Genomic DNA, 17,835 nt, shown 5'->3' with positions numbered 1-17,835 from the left:
CGATGCGCCAGCGCTAACTGCGGGTTCAGTCACGATGATCCTCTCTGGGACCTGCTAATCCGAGAAAACTTCCCGATTGACGGTGTGCAGGTAGGGAATTGCGAGAAACGGCGTGATGTAAAAGATGTTGAAGGCCCACCACGCAATCACCGGAAGTCCGACCGCCGCGTAGCGGACATCGGCGTACAACGTCATGTTGAAGATGTAGCCCGTCCACACCACCACGCCGAACCAGCAAGTCACGATCATCCATTGGTGGCCCCAGCGCGTCATCTGCAGGAAGCCGATTGCCGCAGCCATTCTCATAGGGAAGGCAATCAGCACGCAGACCAGCACCCACGCCTTCTCGCCTGGAGCGCCAGCGCCACCGATCCAAAGTTCGTTGTAGTGCCAGAAGTACCCCGCGTCCATCAGGTTGCCCCAAGCCGTGAAGACGGTGCGGGTTATTAGCGCATGGTTGGCGAAAAGGTCGAGCGCCCAACCGATGCTGTTCAGAGCCGCATCCAAGATGATGACGTAGCCGATGAGCGTGACCATCAACGGGCGAACCGAAAGTCCCGCGCGTTGTGCATTGCGCAATAGATACAAGCCACGCAAGAACAGCGGAAGTCCGATCACACCGAGCACGAGGGTGCCCATCAGGGCTGTCCCGGCAATCAGCCAGAGGTCTGCTTGCCGTTGAGCCACGCGGCTCTGACGGTCGTGTTCGTCCAGTGTTGTCGACACGGGTGCCGGTGCGGCACGGCGACGCCTCATCGGCTCACCAGTCCCTTGTCAGCAACATCGAAAGCTGGATGAGAAACATCGTCAGCAACAGGCCGTATATCCAGACCTGGAACACGATCAGCGCTCGTCTACGCCTGCGGTCCTGATCTTCCATTGCGCTGTGTCTTCCAATCGCTGGATGAATTCTGATGACGGCCGTCGGCGTAACGGCGCGATCGGGCTATGCCGATCCCGCTGTCAGAATGTGCCGATGTTCGACAGCATCCAGTAAAAAAATGCGACGAGTCCGCACATGACTCCCCATGTGACGGCCATGCGTATCAGTTCGTCGATCACAGGAGTTGCTCCCGTCGCAGCGATCCGGCAGTGGAAATCTATATTTCCGCTGTATGATATCAGCACTCTCGCTATATGAGAATGATGATTCTACATCTTGGCCAGCGCCGCCAATTCGCGCTTGACCACCTTGCCGACGTCGTTGCGGGGCAGTTGCTCGATAAAAATGATCCGCACAGGAACGCGGTAGGGAGTCAGGTGCTCGCGGCACCACGCGATCAACCCGTCCTCGGACACCTCGTCGTCGCTGCGCGCGACGAAGGCCCACGGCACCTCGCCGAGGCGTTCGTCGGGGATCCCTACGACGGCGGCCTCGCGGACTCCGTTGGCGGAGAGCAGGACATCCTCGACGGTGCCGGGAAAGACCTTGAGTCCGCCGCGATTGATCATGTCCGAGACCCGACCGTCGAGCCACAGGAATCCGTCGCCATCGAACCAGCCCAGGTCACCGGTGTGAAACCAGCCGTCGTCGGTGAGTCGATCAAGGAAAGCTGCATCGATCTTGCGTGCCGCTGTCGTCGGGGTGCGAACCATCACTTCGTCGTCGGTGATGGTGACATCGATGCCGGGCAGCGGCCGCCCGACCGAACCGAGTTTTGTTTCGCCCCAGTCGCGGGCGTCCGCGGCCGACCAGCCGACGACTTCACCGCCGAGTTCTGTTTGCCCATAGGAATTCAGGACGACGACCCCGAACTTGTCGCGGAACCGGCCCGCCTGAACGGGGGATAGGGGAGCGGTGATCGATCGCACGATCTTCAGCGGGGACAGGTCCGTAACCGAGTCGTCGTGCAGCACCATCGTGAGCGCGGCCGGCGGTAGGACCGTGGAGCGCAACTGGTGCCGCTTGACCAGCGCTGCGAAGTCGGTGGCGGAGAACCGATCCATCAGGACGACACCGGCGCCGGCGCGAAAGGCGAACAGCACCTGGTAAATACCGGCCCACAACGACAACGACAGCGGCACCAGATTGGGCATGGGCGACCGCTTTGGCTTGCTGCCTGCGGGTTTCGGACCGCGTAGTTTTTCCAGCAACCGGTCGATGAGATCGAGCACTGTGCTGTGACGCAGCGGGACCGGTTTGGGTGGCCCAGTTGTGCCAGACGTGAACTGCAGCAACGCGACGTCGTCTTCGTAACATCGCGCGTCGCCGGGCTGGCCTGATGATCCGACCGTGTCCCAGGTCAGCACCTCGCCGGTGACGATCGGTAGGTCGAAGCCCGAGAACCGTTGTGCAAGTTCAGGAGTCGTCACTACGGCGACGGGTCGCAACGCCGCGATCTGAGTCACGATCTCGCCGTCGGCGGCTCGGGGGTTCAGCGGGGTATAGACGCCACCGGCGCGCCAGGTGCCGAAAAGCGCGGCGATGGTGGTGGCATCGTTGGGCAGCATGGCCGCGACCACCTGCCCGGTGTGCAGTCCGCTCTGGCCGAGCAGCGCGCCGAGTTGTTCGGCGCTGGCTGCGAGTTCGCGGCGTGAAACGTCAGCGCCCAGCGTGTGGACTGCGAGGTCGGGCAGGCCGTCCAGCAGCTCTGCGAGGCTCACGAATCATTCTCCAGCGGAGACCAATTCGGAGTTCGCTTGTCGGCAAAGGCCAGCGGTCCCTCGTTTTGGTCTGGATGTCCCCACATCGAAGTGAGGTGCTTGGCACCTTCGCGGCATGCATCCGTGAGACCGAGTTCTAGTGCGCCCCATAGGGCTCGCTTGGTGGCGCGCATCGCGGCCGGGGAGTTACGTGCGATCTTCTCGGCGAGTTGTTGGGCTACCTCGCGCAGTCGGTCGGGCGGGTCGACGACCTGGCTGATCATGCCGAGCTCGTAGGCGCGCTGGGCGCTGAGCCGTTCGTGGCTGCCCACCAATGCCATCCGCAGTACGGCTTCTGCGGGCATCTTGCGCATCAGCGCGGTCGTCTCGAGCGCACTGACCTGGCCGATCGAGACATGCGGATCGACGAAGCTGGCATCCGAGGATGCGATGACGACGTCGGCGTCGGCCACCCAGTGCAGCCCGCCGCCGGCGCACACACCGTTGACGGCGGTGATGACCGGTTTGTCGACGTTGCAGTGCCACGCGGTCAACTTCAGATCGAGCGTGCGCATTGTTTCCTGGAACTGCAGCACAGCCTCGCCGTCGAGTTCCTCCACGTCGGCGCCCACTTGGAATGCGCGTCCGTTGCCCGTGTGCACGATCACGCGAACATCGGGATCGGCGTTGAGTTCTGCCCAGGCCCTGGGAAATTCCTCGCGCATCGCAGCGTCGTAGGCGTTGAGGCGGTCGGGTCGGTCGTTGATTATCCAACCCACCGGCCCGTGACGCTCTACGACCAGCCTCTGATAGGTCACGACACCTCCACTGCGTCCGCTAGCGGCTGCCACTGGGGCGTGCGCTTCTCGCTCCACGCCCTGGCTCCTTCACCGTGATCGGGGTGGTTGCGAAGCCGCCAAATCTCGTCGGCGGCCTCGTTGCGGGCCTGTGTCAGACCGACTTCCAGCGAACGCCACAGCGCCTTCTTGGTAGCACGCATCGCGGTCGGCGAATTCCTAGCGATCGTGGTCGCGAGCCTGCCCGCAGCAGTGCGGAGATCCTCGTTCGGGACCACTTCGGACACGATGCCCAATTCGTAGGCGCGTCGCGCCGAGATGCGTTCGCCCTTGCCGGACAACGCCATCCGCGTGATCGCCTCCATGGGTGATTTGCGCAGCAGGGTGATCGCCTCGTACGCAACGGCTTGTCCGACCGACACGTGCGGGTCGACGAACGACGCTTCCTCGGACGCGATCACGATGTCGGCGTCCGCCACCAGGTGTAGGCCGCCGCCGGCGCACACCCCGTTGACCGCCGCGATCACCGGCTTCCACACCCCGCAATGCCACGACGAGATCTTCAACTCCGCGTCCCGGGTCCGGCGTGAATGCCGCCGCATCGCCTCTTTGTCGCGCGCCACCTGCACCACGTCCATCCCGGTGCAGAATGGTTTGCCGTTGGCGGCGTTGACGATCACCCGAACGGCGGGATCGGCGTCGAGGTCGGCCCACGCGGCCTCGAGGTCGTCGAGCATCAGCGAGTCGAAGGCGTTGCCGGCGTCTGGTCTGTTCAGGATCAGCCAGCCGACTCCTTCGGACTTCACCACCTCGAGGCGCTGATAGGTGCTCACGAGCGTGGGATGTCCTTCCAGGGCTTGCCTTTCCACGGGTCAGGCTCTTTGGGCAGGCCTAGTACCCGCTCGCCCAGGATGTTTTTGTTGATGTCGGTGGTCCCGCCTTCGGTGCCGTTGGCGAGGCTGCGCATCATTCCCTGGACGTCGCGCGGCAGCGCATCGGGATCGTCGGTGGCCGGCCAGGCAATCGCCTCGGTGCCGAGCAGATCGACCATCAGATCCTGTATCTGCTGGTTCAGCACGGCCTGGTGCACCTTGCCGATCGACGATGCCGCTCCTGGTGATTGGCCGGCCGAAAGAGCGGCGCGCACACGGGTGTTGGTCCAACTGCGGATCTGTTCTTGCGCCCATAAGCGCATCACCTTGTTGCGGACCACGGGGTCGTCCCACCGGCCGGCCTGCTGTGCCAGTGTGATCAGGCGCTCCGCGCCCGAGCCGCCGAGGCGACCCATGCCCCCGGATCCCGAGCCAGAGACCATCTGCCGCTCACTGGACAGTGTCGATGCGCTGACGCGCCATCCGTCGTTGATCTCGCCGACTCGGTGCGCGTCGGGTACTCGCGCGTCGTCGATGAAGACCTCGTTGAATTCCGCTTCTCCGGTGATCTGACGTAGCGGTCGGACCTGTACACCGGGTTGATGCATGTCGAGCAGGAAGTAGGTAATGCCCTTGTGCTTGGGCGCTTCGGGGTCGGTTCTGGCGAGCAGGATCGCGAAGTCAGCTTTATCGGCCCAGGTGGTCCAGACTTTCTGCCCGGATATCACCCAGTTGTCGCCGTCTCGAGTGGCGCGGGTGGCCAGCGAGGCCAGATCGGAGCCGGCGCCGGGTTCGCTAAAGAGTTGGCACCACTTTTCCTCGTTGCGCACGATCGGCGGCAGGAAACGTAGCCGTTGTTCTTCGGTGCCGTGGCTGAACAGAGCGGCGGCGGCGTTGTTGAGGCCCAACGGGTTGAGCCGGGACAACCGTAATGGCCGCAGCTCCTGGTCGACGGCCCGGGCGAGCTCGTTGCCGATTCCGAGGCCGCCGTGTTCCGGCGCCCAGGTGGGTACGACGAGGCCCGATGCGGCGAAGGTGGGATACCACTGCTGGTAGTCGGCGGGGCTGCGCACCGAACGCAGGGCAGCGGGGCTTTCGGCTGCTGCGGTTCGCCAGGAGTCGGGCACCTCGGCCTCGACCCAGTGCTGCACCGCGGCAACGGCGTCGGCCGCGCTGGTGGTGTCGGTGATCGGCAGTGTCGTCATCGGCCCTGGAATTTCGCGTCGCGTTTGTCGCGGAAAGCGGCAAGGCCTTCTTTGAAATCGTCGCTCCGGCTAGATAATTCGAGTGCGAGGGCCTCGTTCTGTAGGTGGCGGTCCAGGTCAAGGCCATTGCCGCTTTGCAGCAGCCACTTGGTGAGCCCGAGCGACACTGTGGGCGCCTCGCCCAACTGTGTGACCAGAAGCTCTGCGGCTGAGGTTAACTCGCTGTCGGTAACGGCATCGTGGATGATGCCCCAATCGGCTGCTGTCGCTCCGGTGATCTCCTTTCCGAGCATGAGCAGTTGCCGGGTGCGCACCAATCCGATGAGCCTTGGCAACAGCCACGTCGCGCCACTGTCGGGGGTGAAACCCCTTGCCATGAAAGGTTCCCAGAACCGAGCGTCGTCCGTGGCGACGCAGAAGTCTGACGCCAGTGCGATGTGGAATCCGAGGCCGGCCGCCCAACCGCGTACCACCGCGACGATCGGCACCTGCGTCTCGAGCATCAACGGGATGAGCCGGTTGGCCTTGTTCGGTAGGCGGCGCTGGGTACTGCCGACTCTCGGTTTGCGTTCGGAGCGAGTGTTGTTGGACACCAAGTCGGATCCGGCGCAGAAGTCCGGTCCCTCGCCGTCGATGCGGATGACCCGCACCGACTCGTCAGTGCCGGCGGCGGCTATATGCGTGATCATCGCGTCGAGCACCGTGTCGTTGACTGCGTTGCGGCGATCGGCACGATCCAGCATCAACGTGAGGACGGAACCCTGTTGTTGGGCGCGAAGCCCGGGCACGCTGTCGTAAGTCATGGCCTCAGCGCTCGACGAACTCTGCTGATACGGCCGCCAGCAACTCGGTCAGATTGGTCGCCCGGCCGGGTGGATCGGGCAACCGCACGGGTCCGCGTTCGTGGCTGGGCAACAGAATCGTGGCGTGACCGGGGGACGTGACCTGCCCACGGTGATTGGTCGCCGCTAGTTCGAGGTCGACGGCTGGGCGGTCGTCCTCGGCGAGGTACTTGCGCACCACCGTTCCGGTGATGGTGTGGAGATCGCCGACGTAGTTGAAGAGCCTGAACTCGCAGTCGAGTTTCCACAGCCAGGCGTCGTCTCCCATCCAGTCTGTGCACAAGTGAATGAGCCAGGTTTCGCGCATGCGCCCATAATCGAAAGTTGTGGGATTGCCCGCATTTCGGGCCGCATCCGGCTCCCAGTGCACCCGCTGCTGAACATCGGGGACACCGTGCTCGTTGGGCGTGTAGAAACGGGGAATGCGCTGCCGGTTACGCCATGCGAGCCGTAGGGGCCGCACGCCGTACATGCCGGTCCCCATTCCGACGTGCCAGCAGACCATATCGGTCACCGTCAGCGGGCCTTTGGTCAACGGGCCGACCTCGTCGCCCTCGTTGACGTCCTCCCACCACCGCGGTTCGGCGCCGCGTGGCGACTCGCGCGCAAAGCGGTCGTCGATCTCGGCGATCTCATCCGGAGTCCACGACTTCAGCTCGACCGCTTCGTACTTCTTCCGGCCGCGCGCCTTGCTGCGCTCAGTCCGGATCATGTTGCGGTACTGGCCACCGAGGATGACGCCTTCGTCGTCGCGGAACACCTGCGCCGACCATTCGTGGACTGCGCGCTCGGCGAATTCGCTGCTTTTGTCCAGCGCCGCGACAAGTGCGTTGCGACGGAAGACGCGGTGATTTGCCTTAAGTGGTGCCCACCACTCGCGCGACGACGATGCGTAAAACGCGTGAACGCCGCGCAACGGATCGCCTTTGGTCAACGCGCGATCATCCTCGGAGAGTGTAGTGACCTCGTCCTCACCGATGAGAGTGTCACCGCCTACGAGAGCCGGCGGTGCGATCGACTCGCCCCACACGGATTTCGCGGCGTACTCGGGATCGGCCCACAGCGGGTTGGCGTCGCCGTAACTCTCCGCGACGTGGCGGAAGCTGTCCTCGTTCGGGCGCACGTAGTGCGGTGGCTGAGTGTGCGGGACGGCGATACCGATGGTGGCCCGCAACCGGGCCAGTCCCTCGTCGGAAATCTGGCCGCTCTCAGACATGGAAATTAAGATACCCGAAAAGCGGAAACGCCGTTAACGCAGGGAAGAGAAGATGAGCAACGAGGCATCCGGCATCCGTGTCGTCGTCGATGACAACGGAGTGCAACGCATTACCATCGATCGGTCAGATGTCGGAAACTCGTTGTCGCCCTTGGCGCGTGACGCGCTGACCGACGCCTTCATCCAAGCGCACAATGATCCAGCGGTCCGTGCCGTCCTGCTAAGCGCAAGCGGTGACCGACACTTCTGCGCGGGGGCGGGATTGGCGCCGCAGGCTCAAGACGCAGCAGCCACCCCGAGCCTGGCCACCGAGCGGCGTCCGGGCGATGTCGCCCGCATGCTCCAGCAGGGATGGCAGCGGTTGGTCGCGTCCGTGTTGGACTGCGACAAGCCCGTGGTCGCCGCAATCAAGGGAACCGCTGCGGGCGCGGGTGCCAGTCTCGTCTTGGCGTGCGATCTCGTCGTGATGTCCAGCGGCGCAAAGCTTGTCGAAGCGTTCGTCCACCGCGGGATCCTGCCGGACTCCGGTGCCATACACCTGCTGACCCGGATCGTGGGGCTACGCAAGGCCACCGAATTGCTGATGCTCGGCGAGCCCGTCGACGCGTCCACCTGCGAGCGGCTCGGACTGGTCAATCGCGTGACCAACCCAGAGGACACCGATGCGGTCGCCGAGCAGATCGTCGGGCGCCTCGCCGCCGGGCCGACGGTGATGCTGTCGCTGACTAAGCGACTACTCTCGGTGTCCTCGGAGTCGGGGCGCGATCGTGCCTTCGAGCAGGAGGCTTGGGCGCAGGAGGTGGTGTCACGCACCGCCGACCTGCAGGAGGGGCTGGCGTCGTTCGCCGAACGCCGTAATCCGAACTTCCGAGGTCGTTAGCCCTTACATCTTGGTCGGACCGCCGCGGATGGTGAAGGTCGAGGTGTCGTCGATTCGATCGATGGAGTCGGCGATGGTCTCCGCGGTGAGTGCACCCTCTTCGATGCCCTTCGTGACTCCGATGAAAACACGCGAGACTTTTCCGCCACCGACTGAATAGATATGTGCCGTGCGATCGCAATTTCGGTGCGACAGATAGACGACGACCGGGGTGACCAGTTCAGGGTCCATGGCTTTCCCGGCGTCTCCCATGATGTCCTCGGTCATCCGGGTGCGCGCGATAGGCGCAATCGCGTTGACCGCGATGCCGGTACGCTGACCCTCGATCGCCAGCACGTGCATCATCCCGACGAGGCCCATCTTCGCCGCGCCGTAGTTCGCCTGCCCGAAATTGCCGAAAAGACCTGTGCCAGAAGTTGTCTGGACAATGCGGCCGTAATTTTGGTCGCGCATGATTGGCCACACTGCGCGGGTCACGTTGAACGTGCCCGCGAGGTGAACCTCGATGACTGCGTCCACCTGTTCGGCTGTCATATTCTTGAACGCGGCGTCGCGCAGGATCCCCGCATTGTTGACCAGGATGTCGACCTGCCCGAACGCATCCATCGCGGCCGCGACGATCGCCGCACCCCCGCGGTCAGTGGCCACCGAGTCGCCGTTGGCGATTGCGGTGCCGCCGGCAGCGGTGATCTCGTCGACCACGCTCTGAGCCGCGGACGTCGACGCGCCGCTACCGTCGACCGCGCTTCCGAGGTCGTTGACGACGACGCGCGCCCCGCGCCGGGCAAGCTCCAGCGCGTGACAGCGACCGAGTCCGCCGCCGGCACCGGTGACGATGGCAACCTGGTTGTCGAAAGTCATTGACTGCATGGGTGAGAGGTTACATTTACTCAAAAGAGAACATGCATTTGCATCGGAGGACGTAATCATGGGCGGCCCGACAGAGTTGCTGCGATCCGCGCACCTGCGCGCCGGGCAGTTGCGGGCGCGCTACCGGGCAGCCGGGTTCTGGACCGCGGAGCCGCTCGACATGATCCGATCTGCGGCGGTGCGCCACCCCTCCGGTCTCGCCCTTGCGGGTCGTGGCGTCGAAGTGACTTACGCCGAACTCGACGAACGCGTCGACGCGGCGGCGCGAGCGATGCTTGATGCCGGTGTGTGCGCAGGTAGCGCCATTGTTTTGGTGGTCGGTAATGATGTCGATTCACTCGTCTGCGTTCACGCCGCGCTGCGCGTCGATGCGGTGCTATTGGTCGTCCCCCGAAGCGCCGGCGCCTCCCAGGTTGTCGACGTCGTCGCGCGCACCGGAGCGCGCTTCGGTGTGGCGCCGAACTGGCAGGCGATCACCGAGCCGGAACTGTCGGAACGGTGTCGCTGGATCCGACCGTGCGGCGGGGGTGACCCGGGCGAGTCCGTGCCATCGCTGAGCCCGGCCAGGTCGGCCGATGAGCCGTCATTCGTCCTGTACACCTCGGGCACCACATCGCGGCCCAAAGGCGTCATCCACTCACTGAGCACGTTGGCCAAAGCGTCGTCGAACTACGTCGTGGCGGCAGGTTTGGGCGCCGACGACCGGATCTTCTTGATCAGCCCTCTGGCGTCGGTGACCGGGGTCGTGCAGGCGCTCTTCATCGGGCCGGAGCTGGCGATACCGGTCATTCTCGAGGATCGCTGGGATCCGGAGGGGACGTGCGATCTGCTGATTAGGTCCGGCGCGACCTGGTACGGAGGTCCTGACCGACTCCTGAGCAGGATGCTCGACGAGGTGGCCAAGCGTCGCGTCGACATCGACCTGCGTGCGGTCTACCTGGGCGGCACGATGCTCGACCGGCGCATCGTGCAACGCATCGAAGATGAGTTCGGGATTGTGGTGATGCGCGCGTACGGCTCCTCGGAGATCCCGGTGAGTACCTCCGGCCTGCGTGACGAGTCCCGCGACGTGCGCCATGGCGACGACGGGGTGCCGCTCGGCGATGTCGACGTGCGCGTCGGATCGGCGTCCGAACCGAGCGAGTGTTGTGTCAAGGGCCCGCATACCTTTCTCGGGTATACCGACGCCGACGATGACGTACCCGCGTTCGACGGCGAGTGGTTCCGCACCGGCGACGTGGCAGAGATCGTCAGCGGTCGGGTGCGAATCGTTGGGCGTATCAAGGACATCGTGATCCGCAACGGTATGAAGATTCCGGCCGCCGAGGTGGAGGAGGCCGTGGCGAGAATGCCTGGAGTCCGCGAATGCGCTGCCTATTCGGTCGCCGACGCCACGACCGGTGAGCGACTGGCGATGGCTGTTGTGCTTGATCCCGACATCGAGTTCTCGCTCACCGATGTGGCTCGTGCCCTGACGTCCGAGGGTCTGCCGAAATACAAACTGCCCGAGGAGTTGGTTCTATGGAACGAGCCACTTCCTGTCAATGCCAACGGCAAGGTCGATCGCAAAGCTCTCGGCGCGCGCTCGGTCGGATGGCCGCGCCTACTTGCCGAGCGACTCGCGACGTCCGGGTGAGCGGTCCCGGTGGCGCAGACTAGTTACCGGGCAGGGCGGAACACCGGGACGACGAATCCGTCGTCGTCGTCGCGAAAGGCGATCGCCAGTTCCATTTCTGCGCTGAGCTTTTCGGCGTCGCACCCTTCCAGAACGGTCATCAGCCGCGGCCCTTCGTGGAGGTCCACCATCGCTAGCACGTACGGTGTCCGCGCGTTGAACGGTGGGCCGTTCTGATGGATCACGCTCCAGGTGTAGAGCCGCGCGCGTCCGCTCGCCGGCGTCAACTCGACATCGTCTGACCAGCACTGCGGACAGAAGGGCCTGGCGTACAGCGAGCTGTGGCTACAGCTGCGGCAGGCGTTGACCATCAGTGTGCGGTCCTGCACCGCTGACCACCACGCCTGCCCGTCGGTGTCGATCGTGGGCCGATCGGGAGCCGTCACTACTGCCTCCCCAGAATCATTGTGGCGCTGTGTGTGAAGAAACCGCCCATCGCGTGGACGCAGGCCAACCGGGCCTCGGGGACTTGGCGCGGTCCGCATTCCCCGCGGAGTTGCCGGACCGCTTCCACCATCAGGAACATTCCACGCATCCCGGGGTGGCACGACGCCAACCCGCCCCCGTCAGTGTTGGTGGGAAGGGCCCCGCCCGGTCGTAGAGCCCCGGACTCGATGAACTGCCCGCCCTCACCCTTGGCGCAGAACCCGAGGTCCTCCACGGTCAACAGCACAGTGGAGGTGAACGAGTCGTACAGCTGGCACACGTCGATGTCGTGCGGACCAACGCCAGCTCGCGCGAACGCCCGCGGACCGGAACGCGCCGCCACTGTCGTAGTGAAATCAGGCCACTGGCTCATGCTGACGTGAGACGTCGCATCGGCTGCGCCGAGAATCCACACCGGCTCCTTCGCACAGTTTTTCGCGACGCGCTCGCTGGCGAGCACGACGGCGCCGCCGCCGTCGGTGCGCAGGCACACGTGCTTGGAGGTGAACGGGTCGGCCAGCATCGGGGCGGCTGAGACATCGCCGACGGTGAGGCGGTCACGCTCAAATGCGTTCTCGTTCATGGAAGCCCATTCGTGCGCGGCGACCGCGACTTCGGCCAACTGCTCGACGGTGGTCCCGAATTCGATCATGTGACGCCGCGCAGCCATGGCGTATTTGGCGATCAAGGTGGCGCCGTAGGGCGCCTCGTACTGCAGCGCGCCTCCGGTGCCCATCGCGGCCGCGGAGGCGCGAACCTGACGCTTGACGTCGGAACGTGCGGTCGAACCGTAGGTCAGCAGAGCAACCTCGATTTCGCCCGCCGCGATCGCCGCGGCGGCGTGGCCGGCCATCACCTCCCATGACGACCCCCCGACGTTGGTCGCGTCTACCCAGGACGGTTGCAGGCCAAGGTATTCGCTGACTTCCACAGGGGGCAACAGCGATCCGTGGCCGCCGAATCCGTCGATGTCGTCTTTCGTGAGGCCAGCGTCTGCGACAGCGCGTCGTGATGACTGCGCCATGAGCGCCATGGCGGTCTTGTCAGGAACGCGCCCGCAGTCGGACAGGGCAGCACCCACGATGGCGACGCGGTTGGACGGCATAGCTAATGGTTATCACATCGGTGTCACTGCCGATAATGACCGTTGACGAGATTGTGGAAACACCATTCTCGGTCCGCTACGGTGAGCCTATGGCGACGGCGTTGCGGGATGCGTTGCAGGGGGAGGCGCTTGTCCTGTGTCTGGCGCTGCTGAATTCACGCACCCCGGAGGTTCCCGCGATCGCGGCGGCCTGTGGGTATGACGCCGTCTACGTCGACCTCGAGCACACATCAACGTCACTGGAGACGGCGCAGTTGCTATGCGCAACCGCCATCGGGGCCGGGATCGCCGGCTTGGTGCGCGTGCCGTCTCATGATCCCAGCATCATCGCGCGGGTCTTGGATGGCGGTGCTGTGGGAATCATTGTGCCACATGTTAATTCGAAGCAAGAGGCGGAGGCGGTCGTTCAGGCGGCACGGTTTCCGCCGATCGGGCATCGGTCTATTGCCGGCCCCAACGCGGTCAGCGGCTATCAGCCGCTACCGGCAGACGAATTGGTGGACTTACTGGAACGTCGTACCGTCGTGGCCGTCATGATCGAAACACCGGAGGCTGTCGAGGCGTCCGGCGCCATCGCTGCGGTCGAGGGGATCGACATGATCCTGCTCGGGCCGAGTGATCTGACCGCCGAGATGGGCATCCACGGCCAGTATGAGAATGAGCATTTCCACCATGCAGTAGAATCGGTCGCAGCGGCTTGTCGTGATCACGGCGTGGCGCTCGGGATCGCCGGCATAAAGTCTCTTGACCTGCTGAATCGGTTCGTGAGACTGGGATTGCGATTCATCTCGGCGGGAACTGACGTCGGGATGATGACCGAGGCGGCCACAGCCCGGGCGCACGCGCTCCGTGGACTCGAAGGGCCGCAACGAGAACCCTCGTGATGAGTCCGAACCGATAGCTGAAAGCGACGTCAACACACCAGGAGGACCGGATGCCCACCGCCATCTACACCGAACCCGTTGCCGATTCCATGGCGTGGACCGGCTCGGACTTCGCGAGCAAGGAGGACTTCGCCTTCGACCTGTCGGCCCGCAACGTGGCTGCGCTGGAATCGATTCTGGCCAAGACTGCGCAGAAGGACCGCGATGAAATCACCCCGGATGACGCTCGGCACCCAGACCTGGATGATGATCTGGGACGGCTCTACAACGATCTGATGTACGGCAAAGGGCTGGCGTGTGTGCGTGGCTTCCCAGTGGAGCAGCACTCCATCGAGGACCTGGAACGCATCTACTGGGCGTTCTGTACCCATCTCGGATATCTGGTGTCGAACAACTCGTTCGGGCACCGGATGGTGCGCGTTCAGGAAGAGATCCTGCCTGGCGGCGTCCAGCCAGCCCGTGGGACCAAATCCCGTGCGGAACTAGCCATGCACAATGATGCGGCCGACATCCTGTCGCTGTTGTGCGTGTACCCGGCGGCGCAAGGCGGGGAGAGTCAGTTCGCTAGCGGACCGGCGGCGCACAACCGGGTGCTGGCCGAACGCCCCGATCTGCTTGACGTGCTCTATCAAGGCTTTCCGCACCACCGGCGCAGCGAACAACCCGACGACCAGCCCGACGTCACGCCCTACGACGTCCCAATCTTCTCGCAGATCGACGGGCGAATCTGCATCAACTTCACCTACAGCAGCATTCTGCCGGCGATGAAGACCCTGGGCCGCGACTTCACCCCGCACGAGGAAGAAGCGGTGGAGCTGCTCCGCAACATCCTCGTCGACCAACAAGTCGAATTTCGTTTGGAATCAGGGGAAGCGGCCGTCGCCAACAACTTCGCGATGTGCCACTCGCGTTCCGACTTCGTCAGCAGCAACGACCCCAAGAAGGCTCGGTGCTTCCTGCGTGCGTGGATGGAAGTCCCGCTCGACGACCGCCGCCTGCCGATGGGTCGCGAGTACTTCCACATGGAGAACAAGGACCTCCGGCTCGGATACGACATCGTGCCCGGACGTGACGGAGCGATCGCACGCAACGACTACCGCAACGTCGACACCGCACTTGCCGACATGTTCAAGGCGGCGCAGGCGAAACCCAAGGCGCGGCCGTGACCGCCTGCGCATCAGGCGCACACCGGAGATGACCGACGCGCTACGACCGCAGTTGGTCGTCGAGCGATGGACTGATCCCGCGGCCGGCGATGTCCTCGAACACTCCGAGATCGACATCGTTACGCTCGATTTGACGGCGCCTGCCGAACAAGGTTGGGCGGCGATGGAGTCCGCGCACGGCTATCAGGTCGCCACGCGGACCGATGTCGCCCGCGTCACCGACGGCGCGCAGTGGCTAGCCGGGGAAGAGCTGCTTTCGCGGTGCCCGTCGCTGCTCGCGGTCTGTTCGGCCGGTGCCGGATACGATGTCATCGACGTGGACGCCTGTACGCGTGCCGGTATCGCGGCGTGCAACAACTCCGGGCCCGGCGCTGAGGCGGTCGCGGAGCACGCGCTGGGGTTCATGCTCGACCTCGCCAAGAAGATCACCGTTTCCGACCGAGCATTGCGGAGCGGTCCGCTCGGGGATCGGATGGCGCTGCAGGGATCTCAGCTGTTCGGTAAGACGCTCGGCGTTGTCGGGCTCGGCGCCATCGGCGGACGCCTCGTCGAGCTGTGTGCGCCGTTTGGCATGGAGGTCTTGGTCTTCGATCCCTACGTCGATCAGGCGGGCGCCGCAGCACGTGGTGTGCGGAAGGTGGGCCTCGACGAGCTCGTCGAGCGCTCGGACTTCGTTCAACTGACGTGCCCCCTGACCAAGGAAACTCGCGGTCTGATCGGCGCAGAGCAGTTCGCCGCGATGAAGCCGACCGCCTTTTTCATCACCACGGCACGCGGACCAGTCCATGACGAGGAGGCGCTGCGCGACGCACTTGTCGACGGCGAAATTGCCGGAGCCGGTCTTGATGTGTTCCATGAGGAGCCGCCTCGCCACGACAACCCGCTACTGCAACTCGACAACGTTGTTGCCACGCCGCACACCGCGGGCATCACCGTGGAAGCCGCACGGGATATCGCCGTCGCCACGGCGACGCAATGGCAGGCGATCTTTGATGGTCACAAACCGCCGCGCCTGCTGAATCCCGATGTCTGGCCGCGGTACTGCGAGAGGTTCCACGAGATCCTGGGAATTCACCCGACCGCGCAACTAGCCGCGACCCCGTCGAAGAGCACATAGAGAGGCGCGGCCCGGTGACACAGTACGACACGATCGAGGTGGAGGTCAGGGGTCGCACTGCCTGTGTGACCCTCAACCGACCCGAGGTGCTCAACGCGATCAACGACGAGATGATTGCTGAACTAGCCACCGCGTACGCGGAAATCGAACGCTCGCAAGATATCTGGACGGTGATTATCACCGGTGCGGGCCGCGCTTTGTGCGTTGGGGCGGACGTCAACAAGGCCGCCGACCACGATATGGAGAATGCTGCCGGCATCGACAACCAGGGCGAGCCCATTCTGAGCTCGATGCGGCAGTGGGATGCGCCGCAGGAAGCGACGCCGCCCTGGTTGCAGATGACCAAACCAATCATTTGCGCGGTCAATGGAATTGCGTGCGGTGCGGGCATGGACCTGGTGACCACTGCGGACATCACCATCGCATCGGAGCGCGCGACGTTGATGGACCCTCATGTCAGCATCGGGGTGACCTCCGGGCGTGAGGGTGTCAGACTTGCACGGATCTTGCCGCTGCCGATGGCGATGCGGCTGATCCTGATGGGCAAACATGAGCGGCTCGACGCGCAGCGTGCCTACGACCTAGGCGTCTTCACTGAGTTGGTCGAGCACGACTCGCTGATGACGCGGGCTTGGGAGATCGCTGACATCGTGAATTCCAATGCGCCGCTGGCGGTCCGGGGTTCACGGATGGCCGTACGCAAGGGGCTGACGTTACCCATCTACGAGGCTGAGCTCCTCGCAGAGAACTACCGTATGAAGGTCGCGCTGACCAAAGATGCGATCGAGGGCCCGCGTGCGTTCTTGGAGAAGCGCAAACCCGAGTGGAAGGCGCTTTAAACGGCTGACCGGACGGTTTCGGCCAGCGAGTTACACCATCCCGAAGAAGTTCTTGGCGTTGGTGGACAGCACCTTTCGCTTTGTTGCCTCGTCGAGACCTTCGGTCGCTTTGTTGGCGACTGCGGTGCTGTGCGGCCAATTGGTGTCATTGTGGGGATAGTCGGTCTCGAACATCAGCTGGTCTTCGCCGACCAAATCGAGGATGCGGAACGCGACTGGGTCGCCGAAGGTGGAAAACCACACCCTGCCGGGAACTTGGGTGCTTGGCGGCTCGGTGAGCAGCGGATGGATGCCGCCCCAGGCGCGCCGGTCTTCCCAGACCTCGTCGACGCGTTGGAGGTAGTACGGAATCCAGCCGGCTTGAGCTTCGGCGAACGCGAGTTTGAGGTTGGGAAATTGCCGCAGTTTGCCAGAGAACAGCCAATCGACCATGGCGATGGTGCAGTTGACGGCCATCAGTGCGCTCGTGACGACATGCGGTGAATCGGGGGAGGACTTGGTGAGCGTCGAACTCGACCCAATGTGCAACATGATGCCGACTTTGTTGCGCTCGCAGGCGGCGAAGAAGGGGTCCCAGTAGCCGCTGTGAATGGATGGCAGGTCCAGGCGGGCGGGCAGTTCGGAGAAGCAGATCGCGTGCATGCCCTTGGCCGCGACGCGTTCGACTTCTTTCGCAGCGAGTTCGGCATCCCATAGCGGGATGATGCCCAGCGGGATCAGCCGGCCGTTCGAGCCGCCGCCCCACTCATCGATCTGGAAGTCGTTGTAGGCCCGGACGCAGAGCAGCGCGAGGTCTTTGTCCTTGCCGTACAAGAAGCGTTGACCGCAAAAGCGCACAAGGGTATTCGGGAAACAGGCCGAGGCTTCGATGCCGGCGAGATCCATGTCTGCGAGCCGGTCTTCGACGCGGTAGCAGCCCGGCCGCATCTCGTCGTAGGTGATCGGGTCGGTGGTGAGCTCGTCGAGTTCATAGCCGGCCGCCGCGCTGATGAGCGGGATCGGGATCACCGAATCCTCGTAGTGCCAGATATCTGCGTCGCGGCCCTCGTCGTCTTCGATAAAGGCAACGTCGGAAGTGACTGCTGGATTCATCCGTCCGCGGGTGCGCACAATGCGAGGGCCGATGTCGCGGTAGCGCGCCGGCAGGCGACTGGTCCACAGGTCGGCGGGTTCCACCAGATGGTCGTCCGGCGAGACGATTCGGATGTCTACGCTCAAGGCTCCACTCCTTCGAAACGGCCTGCGGCTTCGGCTGCGGCACATTCACTCGAATACTGAGAATGATCATTTCCACCGTACCTCATGCCGTGACCGCAGCGCGCCCAGGCTTCGATCGGCGGCGAGCGTTCTCGGTCGTG

The 17,835-nt window shown here is 64.1% G+C and carries 17 protein-coding genes; 6 read left to right on the top strand and 11 right to left on the bottom strand.

Annotated elements, in window-relative coordinates:
• Positions 1–54 precede the first annotated feature (54 nt).
• The 7 genes from PT015_RS09860 to PT015_RS09830 form a co-directional block, all read right to left on the bottom strand.
• Positions 55–756 carry a hypothetical protein gene (locus PT015_RS09860; protein WP_285190434.1) on the bottom strand — a complete coding sequence of 234 codons (702 nt, stop codon included), beginning with the start codon at positions 754–756 and terminating at the stop codon, positions 55–57.
• A 396-nt stretch (positions 757–1,152) separates the two neighbouring features.
• Positions 1,153–2,604 (bottom strand): class I adenylate-forming enzyme family protein, encoded by a 1,452-nt coding sequence (locus PT015_RS09855; protein WP_285190433.1) that lies wholly within the window; start codon positions 2,602–2,604, stop codon positions 1,153–1,155.
• Positions 2,601–3,401: an enoyl-CoA hydratase/isomerase family protein gene (locus tag PT015_RS09850; protein ID WP_285190432.1), complete on the bottom strand. Its 801-nt coding sequence runs from the start codon at positions 3,399–3,401 to the stop codon at positions 2,601–2,603. The genes PT015_RS09855 and PT015_RS09850 overlap by 4 nt, the downstream gene beginning before the upstream one ends.
• Positions 3,398–4,213 carry an enoyl-CoA hydratase/isomerase family protein gene (locus PT015_RS09845; protein ID WP_285190431.1) on the bottom strand — a complete coding sequence of 272 codons (816 nt, stop codon included), beginning with the start codon at positions 4,211–4,213 and terminating at the stop codon, positions 3,398–3,400. Before PT015_RS09845 ends, PT015_RS09850 begins: the two co-directional genes overlap by 4 nt.
• Entirely contained in the window at positions 4,210–5,457 is a 1,248-nt protein-coding gene (locus PT015_RS09840; RefSeq protein ID WP_285190430.1) for an acyl-CoA dehydrogenase family protein, read from the bottom strand. The genes PT015_RS09845 and PT015_RS09840 overlap by 4 nt, the downstream gene beginning before the upstream one ends.
• Positions 5,454–6,260, bottom strand: a complete 807-nt coding sequence (locus tag PT015_RS09835) for an enoyl-CoA hydratase/isomerase family protein (RefSeq protein ID WP_285190429.1) — start codon at positions 6,258–6,260, stop codon at positions 5,454–5,456. The genes PT015_RS09840 and PT015_RS09835 overlap by 4 nt, the downstream gene beginning before the upstream one ends.
• A gap of 4 nt (positions 6,261–6,264) precedes the next feature.
• Positions 6,265–7,515: a hotdog family protein gene (locus tag PT015_RS09830; protein ID WP_285190428.1), complete on the bottom strand. Its 1,251-nt coding sequence runs from the start codon at positions 7,513–7,515 to the stop codon at positions 6,265–6,267.
• A gap of 52 nt (positions 7,516–7,567) precedes the next feature.
• Here PT015_RS09830 and PT015_RS09825 point away from each other — a divergent pair, with 52 nt between their 5' ends.
• The gene (locus tag PT015_RS09825; RefSeq protein ID WP_285190427.1) at positions 7,568–8,395 is read left to right on the top strand and encodes an enoyl-CoA hydratase/isomerase family protein; all 828 of its coding nucleotides are present in this window, start codon (positions 7,568–7,570) and stop codon (positions 8,393–8,395) included.
• Between the two features lie 3 nt (positions 8,396–8,398).
• On the opposite strand, the gene PT015_RS09820 is transcribed toward PT015_RS09825, so the two are convergent.
• Complete coding sequence (locus PT015_RS09820) at positions 8,399–9,265, bottom strand: SDR family NAD(P)-dependent oxidoreductase (RefSeq protein WP_285191031.1); 867 nt, start codon at positions 9,263–9,265, stop codon at positions 8,399–8,401.
• Positions 9,266–9,374: 109 nt separating this feature from the next.
• Here PT015_RS09820 and PT015_RS09815 point away from each other — a divergent pair, with 109 nt between their 5' ends.
• Positions 9,375–10,901 carry a class I adenylate-forming enzyme family protein gene (locus PT015_RS09815; RefSeq protein WP_285191030.1) on the top strand — a complete coding sequence of 509 codons (1,527 nt, stop codon included), beginning with the start codon at positions 9,375–9,377 and terminating at the stop codon, positions 10,899–10,901.
• 23 nt (positions 10,902–10,924) lie between these two features.
• Here PT015_RS09815 and PT015_RS09810 read toward each other — a convergent pair whose 3' ends face one another.
• Positions 10,925–11,326 (bottom strand): Zn-ribbon domain-containing OB-fold protein, encoded by a 402-nt coding sequence (locus tag PT015_RS09810; RefSeq protein ID WP_285190426.1) that lies wholly within the window; start codon positions 11,324–11,326, stop codon positions 10,925–10,927.
• The gene (locus PT015_RS09805) at positions 11,326–12,471 is read right to left on the bottom strand and encodes an acetyl-CoA acetyltransferase (RefSeq protein ID WP_285190425.1); all 1,146 of its coding nucleotides are present in this window, start codon (positions 12,469–12,471) and stop codon (positions 11,326–11,328) included. Before PT015_RS09805 ends, PT015_RS09810 begins: the two co-directional genes overlap by 1 nt.
• Before the next feature lie 35 nt (positions 12,472–12,506).
• On the opposite strand from PT015_RS09805, the gene PT015_RS09800 reads away from it, so the two are divergent.
• The 4 genes from PT015_RS09800 to PT015_RS09785 are packed head-to-tail and all read left to right on the top strand — an operon-like array spanning position 12,507 to position 16,477.
• Positions 12,507–13,355 carry an HpcH/HpaI aldolase family protein gene (locus PT015_RS09800; RefSeq protein ID WP_285190424.1) on the top strand — a complete coding sequence of 283 codons (849 nt, stop codon included), beginning with the start codon at positions 12,507–12,509 and terminating at the stop codon, positions 13,353–13,355.
• 50 nt (positions 13,356–13,405) lie between these two features.
• Positions 13,406–14,521, top strand: coding sequence for a TauD/TfdA family dioxygenase (locus tag PT015_RS09795; protein ID WP_285190423.1), 1,116 nt, complete (start codon positions 13,406–13,408; stop codon positions 14,519–14,521).
• A 28-nt stretch (positions 14,522–14,549) separates the two neighbouring features.
• On the top strand, positions 14,550–15,638 hold the full coding sequence (locus tag PT015_RS09790; RefSeq protein WP_285190422.1) for a hydroxyacid dehydrogenase: 1,089 nt from the start codon (positions 14,550–14,552) through the stop codon (positions 15,636–15,638).
• Positions 15,639–15,652: 14 nt separating this feature from the next.
• Positions 15,653–16,477: an enoyl-CoA hydratase/isomerase family protein gene (locus tag PT015_RS09785; protein ID WP_285190421.1), complete on the top strand. Its 825-nt coding sequence runs from the start codon at positions 15,653–15,655 to the stop codon at positions 16,475–16,477.
• Between the two features lie 30 nt (positions 16,478–16,507).
• Here PT015_RS09785 and PT015_RS09780 read toward each other — a convergent pair whose 3' ends face one another.
• A complete protein-coding gene (locus PT015_RS09780) occupies positions 16,508–17,695 on the bottom strand; it encodes an amidohydrolase family protein (protein ID WP_285190420.1) in 1,188 nt (395 codons plus the stop codon).
• Between the last annotated feature and the right edge of the window lie 140 nt (positions 17,696–17,835).

It is taken from the genome of Candidatus Mycobacterium wuenschmannii (assembly GCF_030252325.1).
In the GTDB taxonomy this organism is placed as follows: domain Bacteria; phylum Actinomycetota; class Actinomycetes; order Mycobacteriales; family Mycobacteriaceae; genus Mycobacterium; species Mycobacterium wuenschmannii.
Note: the sequence above shows the minus strand (reverse complement) of the source record. Positions and strands in the feature narration are given on the sequence as shown.